Below are 15,299 nucleotides of genomic sequence, written 5' to 3'. Positions count from 1 at the left end.
CTTGCGCGCTTTTGAAGGTTTGCTTCTGGCCGATTTACTCGACTTCTACAACCGCAGCATCTGGTGCGTTGCGCATGACGCTGTCGATGCCGTTGTCGCGGCCGGAGGCGCTTGTGTAGCTTTGAGAGGTGCCGATCACCTGGCCGTTGCTGGCCTTGAGGTTGAACATGAATTTGCCCGCGGCGGTTTCTTTGCGCTCATAACGCGCATCGTCGCCTGCGTTTTTCTTGACGCTTTCAATGCCGTTTTCGCAGCTGGCTTTTTGTTTGTAGCCTTCGGAGGCGAGAATGTTTTCGCCGTTGCCGGCTTTCAGGCGGAAGCGAAATTCACCGGACTTGTCGGTGTAGAGCTCAAATTTGGCGGCCATATCATTGGTCCCTGTATGAAATTTCTATACGGGGAGCAAAACACGGCGAAGGGTATTTGCGCAAGGTATTGCTACCCTCACCAGACGACGTGGCAGGTTTTGTGCCCTCACTTCTTTTGCTGCTCAAAAGCGGCCCACATATCCGGGCGGCGCTCCTTGGTGATCTGCTCTGCCATCTCGCGGCGCCACTTTTCAACATTGCCGTGGTGGCCTGACATCAGAACATCCGGGATGGTGCGGCCTTTCCAGTCGGCAGGGCGGGTGTATTGCGGGTGTTCCAGAAGGCCGTTGGAATGGCTTTCTTCTTCAATGCTTTCGGCATTGCCCAGCACAGACGGCAGCAGACGCACGGTGGCGTCAATCATCGCCTGCGCTGCAATCTCGCCGCCTGTCAGAACAAAATCGCCGAGACTGACTTCCATGATGTTGTAGTGATCGAGCACCCGCTGATCCACACCCTCAAAGCGGCCACAGAGCATGGTGATGCCATCCGCCTCAGACCAGGCGCGGGCCATGCGTTGATCAAAGCGGCGACCACGTGGGGAGAGATAGACCAGCGGCCAGTTGCCGCGCGCGCCGCGCATGGTGTGTTCAATGGCATTGCCAAGCACATCGGGGCGCAGCACCATCCCCGCGCCGCCGCCGGCTGGAGTGTCATCCACGTTGCGGTGTTTGGTCAGGCCAAAATCGCGCAGATTGGTGGTTTCGATCTGCCATTTGCCGTCTTTGAGGGCCTTACCGGTCAGGCTTTCGCCCAGAACGCCGGGGAAGGCATCGGGAAAGAGGGTGATGATACGCGCAGTCCAGACCCCGGCGAGGCGGGGATTGTGGGTGATCAGCTCGCGTGGCTTGAGCGAAGCGGAAATGGACAGACGGCCGTGGGACTTTGGCTTCTTGGTCTCGTCGCTCATCAGTCAATCAGCCCTTCAGGCGGGTCGGCAATGATGCGACCAGAGGCGATATCCACTGTGGGCACCGCCGCCATGGTGAAAGGCAGGAGCACGGTTTCCGAATGGCCCGGGCGCTGTATCTCCAGCAGATCGGCGGAGCCGTGGTTGACCACGGTTTTCACGGTGCCAAGCACAGCGCCGCCGGTGTCGCGTACCTCAAGGCCAACCAGATCGGTGTAGTAATATTCATCCTCATCGGTTTCCGGCAGCCGGTCACGTGGGACAAAGAGTTTCACGCCTTTGAGGGCATCGGCCTGCTCTTTGGTGGCAATGCCCGAAAGCCGCGCCGCCAGCCCGTTTTTGATCGGGCGGGTGATGGTGACGGTAAACTCAAACGCGCCGTCCTCTGTCAGCAATGGCGCGTAGTCTTCGAGGGCCTCTGCCTCGGCGGTGAAACTCTTGAGGCGGACTTCGCCGCGCACGCCGTAAGCGCCGCCAATGGCGCCAACGCAGATCAGATCAGAAGGGGTGTCGCTCATGGCGTGGCCTTTGCTTTGCTTGGCGCTTGTTTTCCATGATTGTGACGCGGGACGCAAGGGAGGGGGGGCGGAGAGGGCGGGTGGCGCAGGGAGGGCTCTGCCCTCGCCCCAACATGGTTGGGGCTTCACCCGGGATATTTTGGGCAAGAGGAAGGCGCGTGGGGGTGGCGTGTTTAGCGGGTCTGGATGGAGAGGGAAGTGTCGCGGTCTTCCCAGCCGGCTTTCGCGAGTTCTGGGGTGTCAGACAGCTCTTCGGGCCAGCCGACGCAGAGATAGGCCACCAGCGACCAGTCGGAAGGCGCATTAAGATCGCGGTTGAGCTGTTCGGGGTCGAGGATAGACACCCAGCCAACGCCCAGCCCATAAGTGCGGGCGATCAGCCAGAATTGGGTGATTGCACCCACAACGGAATAGCGGCGCATTTCGGGCATGGTCTGCGCGCCAAGGCCCTGACCTTTGTCGGTGCCGTCGTCGCAATAGATCGCCAGCTGGACGGGCGATTCCTTCATGCCGGAGAGCTTGAGACTTGCATAGAGCGCCGCCCGGTCACCGCTGTAGCTTGCGAGGGCCTCAGCATTGGCGGCTTGGTAGTTTTTGAGCGCGGCGGCGCGCGCTTCAGGGCTTTTAACATGCAGCACACGCCAAGGCTCTGACAGCCCCACGGAAGGGGCCAGTAAAAACGTGTCGAGGCACGCCTGAAGGAGTGCCTCGTCCACCGGATCGGTGCGGAAGCGGCGCACATCGCGCCGCCACTGCATGAGCCGTGTCAGATCGTCCCGGAACTCTGATGTGAATTCGGTCATTCCGGGGCCGGTCCGTCTTACTCTTCTGCGGCAGCTTCAGCTGCCTTTGCGGCTTTTTCTTCTGCACGGTCTTTGGCTTTTTTGCCTGGTTCCGCCTTTTTCGGGTTGTTGCGCTCTGTTTTTGCCAGAGTGCCTGCTGCTTCGAGGAAGCGTGCCACACGGTCAGATGGCTGTGCGCCCTGGTCCAGCCAGTACTGCACGCGTTCCATGTCGAGCTTTACGCGCTCTTCGCTGTCTTTTGGCAGCAGTGGGTTGTAGGTGCCGAGCTTCTCGATGAAGCGGCCGTCACGTGGCATGCGGGAGTCCGCTGCAACAACGCGGTAGAAAGGGCGCTTTTTGGAACCGCCGCGGGCGAGACGAATTTTCATAGCCATGGGTGTATCTCCTATAATGGCGTTTGCACTTGCGTGCATATTTGGGTGCACCGTTTTGGTGCGGGTTGGGTCGAAGGACAGATGAGTGCCTGCCCAACGGTTTGTTATTCCTGATGTTTCTTGTGGTGCTGAATGACCTCAGCGATGATGAAATTCAGGAAATTCTTGGCGAACTCGGGATCCAGATCGGCCCGCTTCGCAAGATCTTCAAGACGTGCGATCTGTTTCGCTTCGCGAGCCGGATCGGACGGGGGAAGGTCGTGGGTGGCTTTCAGTTTACCAACCGCCTGTGTGTGTTTGAACCGCTCGCCCAGCGTATAGACGAGGATCGCATCAAGCCGGTCGATGCTTTCGCGGTGCTCTTTGAGCACCTCGGCCGCGCGTGCGGCAGCGTCAGTCGCAGTGTTGGTCACTGTGTCAGTCAAGGGCGTGGCCTTTCGGTTTGAACATCGGATCGGCATAGTGGCTGATTTCCATCTCGATCGCGTCGGCAATCTGAGAAGAGCGCAGGGTGTCCGGGCTGGGGTGGCGATAGACCACATCATGGCCATCTACGGAGGCCGCAGATTTGTCTTTCACCGCCCCGAGCCGCTCGGCCAGCCGGATGCTGTCGAGATTTTTTGGGTCGATGTAGCTGACCGCGCCGCCCCAGCCGAGCTCATCATAAAAGTAGCGCCGTGCGGCATGGGTGGCCTCCAGCGCATAGCCATGGCCAGCTTTCTCCGGCCAGATGATCCATGCGAGCTCCTGCTCTGGCCATTTTGCCGGGAACCAGCCGCCGGCCATGCCAAGGGTTTCGTCGGTCGCACGATCGTGAATCATCCACATGCCATAGCCGCGGATGTTCCAGTGGCCGATTTCAGCGGCGTAGAGCATCCATGTTTCATAGGCATTGAGCGGCCCGCCCATGAAGCGGGAGCGGTAGGAGGCGAAGGTGGCCTTGAAGTTTGGATAGTCTTCAGGCTCCGGCCCGCGCAGGATCAGGCGTTTGGTTTCCAGAACGGGGATGGTTGGCACGGACATCAGGCGTAGGCCTCCATACCACCGTTGACCAGATCAGCCGGTGCCGGGTGGCGCCAGATTTCGATCTGTCCATATTCTGGATCGTCAAAGTGCTTTTCAAAGCGCGCGCCAAGGCGGGTGGCGACAGCTTTGGAAGCGTCGTTTTTCGGGTCGATTTGCGAAATCGCTGTGTCCCATCCCAGAACGTCATAGGCGTAGCTGCGCGCTGCCAGCGCGGCCTCTGTTGCGTAGCCTTTGCCGGTCGCGGTATTCATCAGGGTCCAGCCGATTTCGCGTTCTAGCCAGCCGTCGGGGAACCATAGGCCCGCGCGGCCGACGTAGGCGCCCGTGGCTTTTTCCTCAAGCGCCCAGAAACCAAATCCACGCAGGGCCCAATGGCCCATCATCATGGCAACGGTGCGCCACGCGCGGTGCGGAGGCAGGGGGCCGCCGACAAACTGGGAGGCGTCAGAGGCAAAGAATTCCTTTTCCGCCGCAATATCGCTTTCGCGATGACCGCGCAGGATCAGGCGTTCGGTTTCAAGCTGAGGGACTTCGTAGCGCATCAGAGGCGGGCCTCCGGAGTGTGACGATAGACCAAATCACCTTCGCTTGGTCGCAGGGCTGCGTCATCTCTTGTGGCACCAAGTCGCTGTGCCAAACGAATGGACGACGCGTTTGGCGGATCAATATAGCTGACCAGAGTGGTCAGGCCTTTGGTGTCAAAGGCCCAGTCACGTGCCGCTGTGGCGGCTTCAAAAGCGTAGCCTTTGCCTTGCGCTTCTGGGAAGATGCACCAGCCGATTTCGGTTTCGGGAAAGCGTGGTGGTTTATTTATGCCGACCTGACCGATCAAGGCGCCGGTTTCTGTTAGCTCAACGGCCCAGCTGCCAAACCCCAGCCATTGCCAGCTTGTGATTTCAGCACCGAGCCAGGCCCAGAGTTTGTCTTTGGAGACAGGTCCGTCCATATACTGCGCCCAGTCCGTTGCGAAATGCGCGGCCATCGGCTCGAAATCATCGAGCACGTGATGGCGCAGCGTCAGGCGCGGAGTGGATATGGTGGGCGCAAAGGTCATGTGAGTTGATTTGGGCTTATACCGGTGGGCACTCGTTCAGTTCGAAGATCAGGCTTGTGCTGACGCCAGATTGGAGTTTCTGGATGTCATGGTCGAGCGGCAGCACTTCGCGACAGCCAGTCTGGCGGCGCAGTTCGGAATCAGCCAGTGCGGAGAGTTTGCCAAAGCCGATGGTGCTGCCGGTTTCGGTGAAGGTCACCTCTGCCTCATGGGCGCGGGCGGTCACGGTGGTTGGGATCCCATTGAGCACGGTGCGATAGTCACCGCGCACTGCGCCGTCAGGCGCTGTGTCGAGATCGACGGTGATCACGTCACCACAAGCTGCGAGCGCTGCGAAGAGCGCGAGAGGGAGGAAAGTCTTCACGGTCAGGGTCCTTGATCGTTGCATCATTTCTTTTTGCCAAAGCCGGACAGACCGGAGGGCAGACCCATGCCGCCGCCAAGGCCCGGCAGACCTCCGGGCAGGCCGCCTTTGCCGCCCATGGCTTTGGCCGCAGCTTCCAGCGCTTTGGGGTCCATCTGCGACGGGTCCATGCCAGCCATGTCTGGTGCGCCTTTGCCGCCCATCATGCCTTTCATGGCTTGCTTGAGCATGCCGCCTTTGCCCATTTTGCCCATCTTTTTCATCATGTCAGACATCTGGCGCTGCATCTTGAGCAGCTTGTTGAGGTCAGAAACCTCCATGCCGGAGCCTTTGGCGATCCGCTTTTTGCGTGAGGCCTGAAGGAGCTGCGGGTTGGCGCGTTCCATTTTGGTCATGGATTGGATCATGGCGATCTGGCGCTTGATCATGCGGTCATCAAAGCCCGCGTCCTGCACCTGTTTGGCCATTTTGCCCATGCCGGGAAGCATGCCCATCATGCCTTCCATGCCGCCCATCTTCTGCATCTGCTCGAGCTGCATCTTCAGGTCGTTCATGTTGAAGCGGCCCTTTTGGAAGCGCTTCATCATGCGTTCGGCCTGTTCGGCCTCAATGGTTTCCTGCGCCTTTTCAACAAGGGCAACAATGTCCCCCATGCCCAGAATGCGGCCTGCGATCCGGTCTGGCTCGAAGGTTTCCAGCGCGTCCATCTTTTCGCCGAGGCCGACGTATTTGATCGGCTTGCCGGTGACCGCGCGCATCGAAAGGGCGGCACCGCCACGGCCGTCACCATCCATACGGGTCAAGACCACGCCGGAGATGCCGATCTTGCCGTCAAACTCTTCGGCCACTTCCACAGCCACCTGACCGGTGAGGCCGTCGACAACGAGGAGGGTTTCGCGCGGGTTCACCACGTCGCGCACATCCTCGACCTCTTGCATCAGGGTCTCGTCGATCTGCAAACGGCCCGCGGTGTCGAGCATGTAGACGTCATAGCCGCCGAGCGTCGCCTGCTGTTTGGCGCGTTTGGCGATCTGCACGGCGCTTTCGCCCTGTACAATCGGCAGCGTGTCCACGCCGATCTGGGTGCCAAGCACGGCGAGCTGTTGCATCGCGGCGGGGCGGTAGATGTCAAGCGAGGCCATCAGCACGCGCTTGCCGTCTTTTTCTGTCAGGCGTTTGGCAAGCTTACCGGTGGTGGTGGTTTTACCCGAGCCTTGCAGACCCACCATCAGGATCGGGGCGGGCGGGTTGTCCACTTTCAGGGCGCCGAGATCTTCGCCTTCGCCGCCTGCGAGCACGTTTTTCAGCTCGTCATGAACGATTTTCACAACCTGTTGGCCCGGTGTCACAGATTTGGTGACGGCCTGACCTGTGGCTTTTTCCTGGACCGCTTTGACAAAGTCACGGGCGACGGGCAGCGAGACGTCGGCTTCAAGCAGGGCCACGCGCACTTCGCGTAGGGCGGTTTTGACGTCGTCCTCGGAAAGCGCGCCTTGTTTGGTGAGACGATCAAAGACACCAGAGAGGCGTTCGCTTAAATTTTCAAACATCGCTACCGGCTCCTTTTCACCGTTTCATATCTGGCCCGAACATATGTGCGAACCGCCCAAACGCCAATGTCCCCCGTGGGCGAAACTCGCTGACGGGGGGCGATCCCGGCACATAGGCCAAGGGACCGGAAGTTTGACGGACTCCCGGAGTTGTTGCGCGTTTACGCCTGTGGGGGCGTTGAGTCAACAGGCGTTGCCGGATTTGGGCTTTCACTGGCGGGGTTCCTGCGGCATTCCTGCACGGACGAAGTTGGCGGGGATAAAGGAGACAGCCATGGATGCATCATCAGAGTTTCAGGATAGCCTGCCTGTGAGTTCCGACGCGCTTTTGGCCAAGTTGGATGCATGGGGGCTGGCTTACACATTGCATGCGCATGTGCCTCTGCGCACGGTGGAAGACGCAAAATCGGTAGAGGCGGCCATGATGGTGGAAGGTGAGCGCGCTTTTCGCATCAAGAACCTGTATTTGCGTGACAAGAAAAAGCGGAACTATCTTGTGACGCTGGAGCAGGATCGCGAGATTGATTTGAAGGCGTTGGGCGCGAAGCTTGGTGTTGGGAACCTGTCGTTTGGTTCGGCAGATCGGTTGCTTGAAAATCTTGGCGTTCGGCCCGGCGCGGTGACGCCGTTGGCGATGATCAATGGGGCTGCGAAAGGCGTGCGGTTCTTCATCGATGCAGACGTCAAAAACGCAGATCGAATCTACATGCACCCGTTGGTCAATGATCGTACGCTGGCGATGGATGTGGCAGACCTTTGGACGTATTTTGAGCGTCTTGAGGTGACCCCGGAGGTGATGGAGCTGGGGTAGGGGGGAGCTTTGCCACTGTAAAATTGCGACTGCAAGAATGGCGACACCCCTGTTTGGTGTCGCCATTTGCTTGTGGTTTACGCGGCCTTTGGGGCCACTTCGATACCGTCTTTGTTCAAGATTGTGACGTCGGTGATGCCGACGAAACCGAGCACAAACCGCAGGTAGTGCGAGGCAAAGTCGATATCTGAGCCGATTTCCGTGCCGCCGGAGGCGAAGGTGATGATGGCTTTTTTACCTTCAAGCAAGCCTTTGGGGCCTTCTTCAGTATAGGCAAAGGTGACGCCGGCGCGGGCGATTTGGTCAATCCAGGCTTTGAGTTTGGCGGGGATCGAGAAGTTGTAGATGGCGACGCCAATCACCAGCGTGTCAGCTTCCTGAAGTTCTGCAACCAGCGCATCAGATGTGGCGAGCGCGGCGTTTTGCGTGTCGGTGCGTGCTTCTGGCGGGGTGAAAGTGGCTTGGGTGAAGGCTTCGTCCAAGAATGGCAGATCTGTCAGCGCCAGATCGCGGCGGATGACTTTGGTGGCGTTTTGGTCTGCAACCAGTTTTGCCGAAGCCTGACGGGAGAGGGAGTCGGAAAAGCGGGCGGAGCTGTCGATGTGCAATACAGTATTGGTCATTGAGGGTTCCTCTTTGCGTGCTGTCTGTCTTGTTTGCTAGATTTGGTTATTGCGACTGTGCACGCAATCGCAGATATTGCGCATGAATTGTTTGAATATGCACATTGGGCGGCGCAACGCAGGGAGAGTGGCATGAAGAACTGGGATGAAGTGCGCACAGCCTTTCAAGTGGCGCGGCTGGGCACTGTGAGTGGTGCGGCTGATGCGCTTGGGGTGCATCATGCGACTGTGATCCGGCATATTGATGCATTGGAAGGCCAACTGGGCGTGAAGTTGTTTCAGCGCCATGCGCGCGGCTATACCGCCACCGAAGCTGGAGAAGATTTGATGCGCGTGGCACAAGCCACCGATGATCAATTTGGCCAGCTGGAAGGCCGCATCAAGGGGCGCGGTGCAGATGTGGCGGGTGAGCTGGTGGTCACTTCTCTTGGGGGATTTGCGCCGTTGCTGTCACCTATTCTGTCGGACTTTCAGGCAGAACACCCTGATCTGCTGGTGCGGTTTTTGACTGGAGATCGGGTGTTTCGGTTGGAATATGGTGAGGCGCATGTAGCAATTCGCGCAGGGGATGGGGAGGTGCAGCCGGACAATGTGGTGCAGCCCCTCGCACAAATGCCTTCTGCGCTCTACGCTGCACAGTCCTACATCGATCGGTTCGGTGTGCCGGAAAATGAGGCGGATTTGGCGAGCCACCGCTTTGTTGGGCCAGACAACCCGGACAGTCGGGCGCCTTTCAATCGCTGGATGAAGACGCATGTTCCGCGTGAAAACGTTGTGTTTCGCTCCACATCTGATCGCGCGTTGGAGGCTGCGGTGCAGTCTGGCGCAGGACTTGGCTTTTTGCCGACTTGGGTGGCAGATATGTTTGATGATGTTGTGGAGGTGCTGCCAGCGCGTCGCGAGTGGGATGCGCCTGTGCGGATCATCACCCATGTGGATTTGCATCGCACAACGAAGGTGCAGACCTTCCTGACGTTCCTCAAAGCGCGCGCTGCGACATGGGCGTCTGGCACATGAGTGATGTTGTCAAGCTATCCGCCAAACCCAAGTTGGGCCTGCCTCTGCGGGGGCATCTGGCGATGCTGTTGTTTTCGGCATTGGTGGCAGGGTCTTTTTCGCTGGGGGCGCTGAGTGCAAATGCAGTGGAGCCGGCCGCACTGAATGCGGTGCGGTTTCTGATCGCGGCGGCGGTCATAGGTATGGCTGCACTCGCCACCAAGGGGCTGCCGCGTACAGCCTGGCGTGCGCCGTGGCGTTATCTGATCCTTGGCGGTCTGTTTGCCGGGTATTTTGTGCTGATGTTTGAGGGGCTGAAGACAGCGCATCCGGTGAGCACGGCGGCTGTTTTTACGTTGACCCCAGTGATGTCAGCGGTGTTTGGCTGGGGATTGCTGGGCCAGATCACAACGCGACGGATGTTGCTGGCCCTGGCGATTGGCGCAGTTGGGGCGCTTTGGGTGATCTTTCGAGCTGATTGGGCGGCGTTTCGGCGGTTTGAAATCGGGCAGGGGGAAGTCTATTACTTCTGGGGCTGCATGCTGCATGCGCTCTATACGCCGATGGTGCGCAAGTTGAACCGAGGCGAGGCGCCGATTGTATTCACTTTTGGCACGTTGGTGGCGGGTTTTTTGATCCTGTCCGTGTTCGGTGCGCGTGACATCCTTGCGACAGACTGGTTCGCATTGCACCGTGTGGTTTGGGCCGCCATCGTGTATTTGGCCGTGTTTGCCAGTGCGGTGACCTTTGTGCTGGTGCAGTTTGCATCGCTCAACCTGCCGAGTGCTAAGGTGATGGCCTACACCTACCTGGTGCCAAGCTGGGTGATCTGTTGGGAGATTGCGCTGGGCAATGGGGCGCCAACTGGTCTGGTGTTTGTTGGGATCGGTTTGACCTGTATTGCGCTGCTGATGCTGCTGGAAGGCGATACTTAAGGCGCGTCTTTACTGGCTGGGGGATCTGTGAGTTCGACCTCAAGGAAGCGTTCAAAAGCATCCAGATGGATCGGTTCGAACTGACCGAACCCCTGCATCCAGACAGAGGCGCCACGCAGGGCGTCTGGCTCCAGCTTGCACCATTTCACCCGGCCGCGTTTTTCCTGTGAGATCAGGCCGGCTTTGGTCAGGATCATCAGGTGTTTGGAAATGGCGGCGAGGGACATCTCAAATGGTTCTGCCACATCGGTCACTGCCATGTCGTCTTCCAAGAGCATGGTCAGGATCGTGCGCCGTGTTGGGTCGGCGAGCGCGGAGAAAACCGTATCAAGTGAGGGTGTCATACAGCCGTATGTAGCGGTGCAGCGCGGTTTGGGAAAGAGGCTTAGCCATAAGGATGGTGTGTATACTGCGACGGCAGGCGCAGTTTGAGCAGCTCGCGTTCCGTCGGGGAGAGGCCAATGTCGCGTGCGAGATGGTCAGACAGCGGCGGTTTTGGGTGGTTAAGGTATTTCAGGCGCTCCCTTATTTTTCGCAGCGCGCGCGCCAAAGTCTTCGGGGAGGCGAGGGCAAAGGAGAACCATGCGCGCCGAAGCGCGGTTTTTGAGTAAGGCATCAGAATGCTCCTGAAAAATGCTATGTTGTGACTGTTTCAGAGACGTATGCGCGGTACAATTGGCGTTTCTTGACATATTATGTGCCGAAAAGGCACAAGTGTGGGTATGTCGAGAAACCTACCTCCTTTAAATGCCCTGCGTGCCTTTGAGGCGGCGGGACGGCATGAAAGCTTTAGCAAGGCGGCAGGCGAGTTGAATGTGGCGCATTCCGCAGTCAGCCGACATGTGCGCGGGCTCGAGGCGCGGTTGGGCGTGAAGTTGTTTCGTGATCTGCCGCGTGGTGTGGCTCTGACCCCTGAAGGAAAGAGCTATTTGGAGAGGGTGGTTCTGGCACTGGACCTGATCGCCGAGGCAACCGAGGATTTGACGGATGCGCCGGTTGGAAAAGTGGTGGTGAATTGTGAGGCGTTCTTTGCTGAGCGCTTTATTGTGCCCCGGCTGGCGCGGTTCTATGCGGCCTATCCTGAAATCGATCTTCGGTTGGAGACTTCTGACCATTTGGCGGATGTGGAGCGCTATGAGGCGGATCTCGCAGTGCGATTTGCGCATTCTGGTGCGTTGAGCGTGCCCTGCGACCTGTTGTCGGACGCCATGGTCTATCCATTTGCAACGCCTGAGGTGGCGCGTGCCTTTAAAGGGCCCGAGGATTTGTTGACGGTGACGCGTTTCAGGGATCGGCGAGATGATCTGTGGCGGGCTTGGTTTGAAGCTGTCGGTGTCGCTCCGGTTGGTGTTCCGGACAAAGACTGGCGTCTGCAAAAGACAATGGCCTATGAGGCGACGCTCAATGGGCTGGGGGTGCTGCTTTGCTCTGAGGAGGTGACGTCTGCCGATATGGCGCGAGGCCGGCTGGTGAAATGCCATGACCGCGGGTTGCGCGACGGCGCGTTTTTCCTCGTGCATGGCAGCCGTGGTGTGCGGCGCGCGGCGGTACGCGCTTTTCAGCAGTGGTTGCTTAAAGAGACCGAACCGTTTCGCAGCGCCCAAGGCTGAGAGGGTCAAAAGTCAAAATCAACCAAAAGGTTGAATATGGGATTTGGCTCAAATGCGTACGGGATGCACCGTATGTTCGCTGCTACGCTGTCCGTATCATCTGGTAATATCATTTAAAAACAGTAATTTGCGACAGTGTCGCAGGCTTCGCCAATTCTGTTGACTCATAGGCCCCGCCACCGTAGCAATGCCGCATCGTTAGCAAGGGGTAAATTGCGCGTGCGCGAGACCGACCACAAAGACCAAATGCAGCGTCTTGAGGAGCGGATCGCAGCGGCCAAACAGGCCCAGGACCCGAAACCCCGCGCTGATGAGCACTATTCGGCAGCCAATCAGGCCTGGCGCATGGTGATTGAAATGGTGGCCGGTCTTGGGATCGGCTTTGGCATCGGATACGGGCTGGACAGCCTGTTCGGGACACTCCCGATCTTCATGGTGCTGTTTACAATGTTCGGTCTGGCCGCTGGCATCAATGTGATGCTGCGCAGCGCCAAAGAGATCGAAGAGAAACAAGCGGCTGAGGCCGCAAAGCTAGATAAGGCAGCCAAGGCTGCCGAGAGAGACGAGAGGGATTGAACGTGGCAAGCGAAGCACACGGCGCAGAAGAAGGCGGTCTGGTATTCCACCCGATGGACCAGTTCATCATCAAACCTTTGTTTGGTGGCGATCACATCGGCCTGTTCACCATCACCAACGCAACCCTCTGGATGGCGCTGGCGGTTGTCGCTGTTGTGGCTCTGATGGTGGTTGGCACACGCCGCCGTGCGATCGTGCCAAGCCGTGGTCAGTCCATCGGTGAGCTGGCTTACGGTTTCATCTACAAGATGGTTGAGGATGTTGCGGGCAAAGACGCCGTGAAATTCTTCCCATATATCATGACGCTGTTCCTGTTCATCGTGATGGCCAACTTCCTCGGCCTGATCCCTATGTCCTTCACCACCACCTCCCACTTCGCTGTGACCGTTGTTCTGGCGCTCTTGGTGTTTGTCACTGTGACTGTCGTGGGCTTTGTGAAGAACGGCGCAGGCTTCCTTGGTCTGTTCTGGGTCTCTAGCGCGCCACTGCCGCTGCGCCCGATCCTCGCCATCATCGAAGTGATTTCCTATTTCGTGCGCCCCGTCAGCCACAGCATTCGTCTTGCTGGTAACGTGATGGCGGGCCACGCCGTGATCAAAGTGTTCGCAGGCTTTGCCGCGATCGCTGTTGTCAGCCCGGTTTCCGTGGTTGCGATCACCGCGATGTACGGTCTTGAGGTCCTGGTGGCCTTCATCCAGGCCTACGTCTTCACCATTCTGACCTGTGTGTATCTGAAAGATGCGTTGCATCCGTCACACTAAGGATTGCGGTGCGCCCTGACGGCGCACCCGACACAGGCTCAAACCAAACAACCCTGAATTCAAACTTCCAATCGTAAGGAGATACCCCCATGGAAGGTCAACTCGCACACATCGGCGCAGGTCTCGCAGCAATCGGTTCCGGCGCAGCCGCAATCGGTGTTGGTAACGTCGCAGGCAACTTCCTGGCCGGCGCTCTGCGCAACCCATCCGCAGCTGCTTCCCAGACTGCAACTCTCTTCATCGGCATCGCATTCGCAGAAGCACTGGGCATCTTCTCGTTCCTGGTTGCTCTGCTGCTGATGTTCGCCGTCTAAGCCTACGGAACCATCCTTACGTGCGGGTGCGGGCGCACTTGCTTGCGCCCCGCCCGTAACCCAACGGAAGTTCCCAGGAGGACGACATGGCGACCAAAACGACTGACGCCGCAGGCCACGCAGCAGAGGCCGCCTCTGCACCGGGCATGCCGCAGCTCGATTTCTCGAACTGGGGCAACCAGATTTTCTGGCTTCTGGTCACACTTGTTGTGATCTATTTCGTCCTGTCGCGCATCGCGCTGCCGCGCATTGCTGCGGTTCTGGCTGAGCGCCAGGGGACCATTACAAATGACATCGCCGCAGCTGAAGAGCTGAAGGCGAAGGCCGTGGAAGCGGAAGAGGCTTACAACAAAGCCCTTGCCGACGCAAAAGCCGAAGCGCAGCGCATCGTTGCCGAGGCGAAAGCGGAAATCCAGGCTGACCTGAACGCGGCCACCGAAAAGGCGGACGCAGAGATTGCAGCGAAAGCCGCTGAGTCGGAGAAGGCGATTGCCGAGATCCGCGCCGGTGCGCTTGAGAGCATCAAGGACGTTGCCAACGCGACCACCTCTGAGCTGGTGACAGCCCTGGGCGGTGCGGCAGATGACGCGGAAGTGGCCAAGGCCGTTGATGCGCAGATGAAAGGGTAAGATAATGCGGAAACTGACCACATTTGCTGCCCTTATGGCGTTGAGCGCAACACCTGCGCTCGCAGCAAGCGGCCCGTTCTTCTCGCTGAAGAACACCGACTTCATCGTGACGCTCGGCTTCATCCTTTTCATCGCGGTTCTGTTCTACTTTAAAGTGCCTTCCCTGCTGGGCGGCATGCTGGACAAGCGCGCAGAGGACATCAAATCGGAACTGGACGAAGCCCGCGCCCTGCGCGAGGAAGCCCAGATCGTTCTGGCGTCTTATGAGCGCAAGCAGAAAGAAGTGCAGGAGCAAGCGGCCCGTATCGTAGAGCAAGCGAAAGCCGAAGCTCAGGCGGCGGCAGATCAGGCGAAAGTCGATTTGCAGAACTCCATTGCGCGCCGTCTGGCGGCAGCGGAAGATCAGATTGCTTCTGCCGAAGCGGCTGCTGTGAAAGAAGTGCGTGACCAAGCAGTGGTTGTCGCAGTGGGCGCTGCACGCGACGTGATCGCGGGTCAGATGACAGCTGCGTCTGCCAACAAGCTGATTGATGCAGGCATCGCTGAAGTGGACGCGAAGCTGCACTAAGCAGAGTTTGCACTGAGTTAGAAAACCCGGCCCTTGCGGCCGGGTTTTTTCGTTGTGCCATGCTTACGCCGCAATGCTGTGATGGAAGCTGCAGGAACACTGGTTTCTTTTGCATCGGATCCCGCATGATTACAGTACGCTTCCCTTTCGCAGCCGCCATTTGTTTGGTCATCATAGGCTGCTCAGACACCACACGGGTTGCCACAAGCCCGACAACCGCGGCACCTGATGAGGTGTTTTGGGCGAAGAACCAATTGGCGGAACAGACCGCCGCACCCGGCGCCGTACGATTTCCACGCTTTGCGGTTTATGCGCTGAGCAATGGGGATAGGGCCTATTGTGGGGATATGAGCCTCCCAAACGCTGCGGGCCACACCTTGGGGAGTGTGCCATTTTACATGCGCAGCCGTGCGGGTGTGGTCAAAGCGATTGAGGCTGATGTCAGCAGTGCGGAATTTGCACGTGAGACCTGCGCAGACGTCCGCAAAGGCAGCATGCGCATCGGCTAA

Annotated in this window: 24 protein-coding genes; 10 read left to right on the top strand and 14 right to left on the bottom strand. The window is 58.6% G+C overall.

Features of this window, described 5'->3' with window-relative positions; translation table 11 throughout:
• Positions 1 to 34: 34 nt before the first annotated feature.
• The 11 genes from J7413_RS13495 to ffh all read right to left on the bottom strand — a co-directional run bounded on the left by J7413_RS13495 (position 35) and on the right by ffh (position 6,967).
• Positions 35 to 367, bottom strand: a complete 333-nt coding sequence (locus J7413_RS13495; protein ID WP_209099013.1) for a YegP family protein — start codon at positions 365 to 367, stop codon at positions 35 to 37.
• A 107-nt stretch (positions 368 to 474) separates the two neighbouring features.
• Positions 475 to 1,278 carry a tRNA (guanosine(37)-N1)-methyltransferase TrmD gene (gene trmD, locus J7413_RS13490; protein WP_209099011.1) on the bottom strand — a complete coding sequence of 268 codons (804 nt, stop codon included), beginning with the start codon at positions 1,276 to 1,278 and terminating at the stop codon, positions 475 to 477.
• Positions 1,278 to 1,796 carry a ribosome maturation factor RimM gene (gene rimM, locus J7413_RS13485; protein ID WP_209099009.1) on the bottom strand — a complete coding sequence of 173 codons (519 nt, stop codon included), beginning with the start codon at positions 1,794 to 1,796 and terminating at the stop codon, positions 1,278 to 1,280. The genes trmD and rimM overlap by 1 nt, the downstream gene beginning before the upstream one ends.
• Before the next feature lie 173 nt (positions 1,797 to 1,969).
• On the bottom strand, positions 1,970 to 2,599 hold the full coding sequence (gene bluB, locus J7413_RS13480; RefSeq protein ID WP_209099007.1) for a 5,6-dimethylbenzimidazole synthase: 630 nt from the start codon (positions 2,597 to 2,599) through the stop codon (positions 1,970 to 1,972).
• A 17-nt stretch (positions 2,600 to 2,616) separates the two neighbouring features.
• Positions 2,617 to 2,973, bottom strand: coding sequence for a 30S ribosomal protein S16 (gene rpsP / locus J7413_RS13475; RefSeq protein WP_209099004.1), 357 nt, complete (start codon positions 2,971 to 2,973; stop codon positions 2,617 to 2,619).
• 104 nt (positions 2,974 to 3,077) lie between these two features.
• Complete coding sequence (locus tag J7413_RS13470) at positions 3,078 to 3,386, bottom strand: chorismate mutase (protein WP_209099159.1); 309 nt, start codon at positions 3,384 to 3,386, stop codon at positions 3,078 to 3,080.
• 4 nt (positions 3,387 to 3,390) lie between these two features.
• Positions 3,391 to 3,996, bottom strand: coding sequence for a GNAT family N-acetyltransferase (locus tag J7413_RS13465; RefSeq protein WP_209099002.1), 606 nt, complete (start codon positions 3,994 to 3,996; stop codon positions 3,391 to 3,393).
• Positions 3,996 to 4,541 (bottom strand): GNAT family N-acetyltransferase, encoded by a 546-nt coding sequence (locus J7413_RS13460; protein WP_209099000.1) that lies wholly within the window; start codon positions 4,539 to 4,541, stop codon positions 3,996 to 3,998. The genes J7413_RS13465 and J7413_RS13460 overlap by 1 nt, the downstream gene beginning before the upstream one ends.
• Positions 4,541 to 5,053: a GNAT family N-acetyltransferase gene (locus J7413_RS13455; RefSeq protein ID WP_209098998.1), complete on the bottom strand. Its 513-nt coding sequence runs from the start codon at positions 5,051 to 5,053 to the stop codon at positions 4,541 to 4,543. Before J7413_RS13455 ends, J7413_RS13460 begins: the two co-directional genes overlap by 1 nt.
• A gap of 16 nt (positions 5,054 to 5,069) precedes the next feature.
• On the bottom strand, positions 5,070 to 5,417 hold the full coding sequence (locus tag J7413_RS13450) for a hypothetical protein (RefSeq protein ID WP_209098996.1): 348 nt from the start codon (positions 5,415 to 5,417) through the stop codon (positions 5,070 to 5,072).
• Between the two features lie 23 nt (positions 5,418 to 5,440).
• Positions 5,441 to 6,967: a signal recognition particle protein gene (gene ffh / locus J7413_RS13445; protein ID WP_209098994.1), complete on the bottom strand. Its 1,527-nt coding sequence runs from the start codon at positions 6,965 to 6,967 to the stop codon at positions 5,441 to 5,443.
• A 274-nt stretch (positions 6,968 to 7,241) separates the two neighbouring features.
• Here ffh and J7413_RS13440 point away from each other — a divergent pair, with 274 nt between their 5' ends.
• Entirely contained in the window at positions 7,242 to 7,778 is a 537-nt protein-coding gene (locus tag J7413_RS13440) for a prolyl-tRNA synthetase associated domain-containing protein (RefSeq protein WP_209098992.1), read from the top strand.
• 77 nt (positions 7,779 to 7,855) lie between these two features.
• Here the strand turns inward: J7413_RS13440 and J7413_RS13435 are convergent, their stop codons facing one another.
• Entirely contained in the window at positions 7,856 to 8,401 is a 546-nt protein-coding gene (locus J7413_RS13435; RefSeq protein WP_209098990.1) for an NAD(P)H-dependent oxidoreductase, read from the bottom strand.
• A gap of 132 nt (positions 8,402 to 8,533) precedes the next feature.
• Here J7413_RS13435 and J7413_RS13430 point away from each other — a divergent pair, with 132 nt between their 5' ends.
• Together J7413_RS13430 and J7413_RS13425 are read left to right on the top strand one after the other, a co-directional pair.
• Positions 8,534 to 9,418: a LysR family transcriptional regulator gene (locus tag J7413_RS13430; RefSeq protein ID WP_209098988.1), complete on the top strand. Its 885-nt coding sequence runs from the start codon at positions 8,534 to 8,536 to the stop codon at positions 9,416 to 9,418.
• Complete coding sequence (locus tag J7413_RS13425; RefSeq protein ID WP_209098986.1) at positions 9,415 to 10,332, top strand: DMT family transporter; 918 nt, start codon at positions 9,415 to 9,417, stop codon at positions 10,330 to 10,332. Before J7413_RS13430 ends, J7413_RS13425 begins: the two co-directional genes overlap by 4 nt.
• Here J7413_RS13425 and J7413_RS13420 read toward each other — a convergent pair.
• Together J7413_RS13420 and J7413_RS13415 are read right to left on the bottom strand one after the other, a co-directional pair.
• Positions 10,329 to 10,676 carry a metalloregulator ArsR/SmtB family transcription factor gene (locus J7413_RS13420; protein ID WP_209098984.1) on the bottom strand — a complete coding sequence of 116 codons (348 nt, stop codon included), beginning with the start codon at positions 10,674 to 10,676 and terminating at the stop codon, positions 10,329 to 10,331. The two genes, J7413_RS13425 and J7413_RS13420, sit on opposite strands and share 4 nt — an antisense overlap.
• A gap of 41 nt (positions 10,677 to 10,717) precedes the next feature.
• Positions 10,718 to 10,948: a hypothetical protein gene (locus J7413_RS13415; RefSeq protein ID WP_209098983.1), complete on the bottom strand. Its 231-nt coding sequence runs from the start codon at positions 10,946 to 10,948 to the stop codon at positions 10,718 to 10,720.
• A 106-nt stretch (positions 10,949 to 11,054) separates the two neighbouring features.
• Here J7413_RS13415 and J7413_RS13410 point away from each other — a divergent pair, with 106 nt between their 5' ends.
• The 7 genes from J7413_RS13410 to J7413_RS13380 all read left to right on the top strand — a co-directional run bounded on the left by J7413_RS13410 (position 11,055) and on the right by J7413_RS13380 (position 15,299).
• Positions 11,055 to 11,942 carry a LysR family transcriptional regulator gene (locus tag J7413_RS13410; protein ID WP_209098981.1) on the top strand — a complete coding sequence of 296 codons (888 nt, stop codon included), beginning with the start codon at positions 11,055 to 11,057 and terminating at the stop codon, positions 11,940 to 11,942.
• 219 nt (positions 11,943 to 12,161) lie between these two features.
• Positions 12,162 to 12,518 (top strand): AtpZ/AtpI family protein, encoded by a 357-nt coding sequence (locus tag J7413_RS13405; RefSeq protein ID WP_209064157.1) that lies wholly within the window; start codon positions 12,162 to 12,164, stop codon positions 12,516 to 12,518.
• 2 nt (positions 12,519 to 12,520) lie between these two features.
• A complete protein-coding gene (locus tag J7413_RS13400) occupies positions 12,521 to 13,279 on the top strand; it encodes a F0F1 ATP synthase subunit A (protein WP_209064159.1) in 759 nt (252 codons plus the stop codon).
• A gap of 89 nt (positions 13,280 to 13,368) precedes the next feature.
• Positions 13,369 to 13,593, top strand: a complete 225-nt coding sequence (locus tag J7413_RS13395) for a F0F1 ATP synthase subunit C (RefSeq protein ID WP_090027589.1) — start codon at positions 13,369 to 13,371, stop codon at positions 13,591 to 13,593.
• A gap of 86 nt (positions 13,594 to 13,679) precedes the next feature.
• Positions 13,680 to 14,222, top strand: a complete 543-nt coding sequence (locus J7413_RS13390; protein WP_209098979.1) for a F0F1 ATP synthase subunit B' — start codon at positions 13,680 to 13,682, stop codon at positions 14,220 to 14,222.
• A gap of 4 nt (positions 14,223 to 14,226) precedes the next feature.
• On the top strand, positions 14,227 to 14,790 hold the full coding sequence (locus J7413_RS13385) for a F0F1 ATP synthase subunit B (protein WP_209098977.1): 564 nt from the start codon (positions 14,227 to 14,229) through the stop codon (positions 14,788 to 14,790).
• A 125-nt stretch (positions 14,791 to 14,915) separates the two neighbouring features.
• Positions 14,916 to 15,299 (top strand): hypothetical protein, encoded by a 384-nt coding sequence (locus J7413_RS13380; RefSeq protein WP_209098975.1) that lies wholly within the window; start codon positions 14,916 to 14,918, stop codon positions 15,297 to 15,299.

The organism is Shimia sp. R10_1 (assembly GCF_017744095.1).
Taxonomy (GTDB): domain Bacteria; phylum Pseudomonadota; class Alphaproteobacteria; order Rhodobacterales; family Rhodobacteraceae; genus Shimia.
The sequence above is the reverse complement of the archived record's forward strand: the minus strand, read 5'-3'. Positions and strand labels throughout refer to the sequence as shown.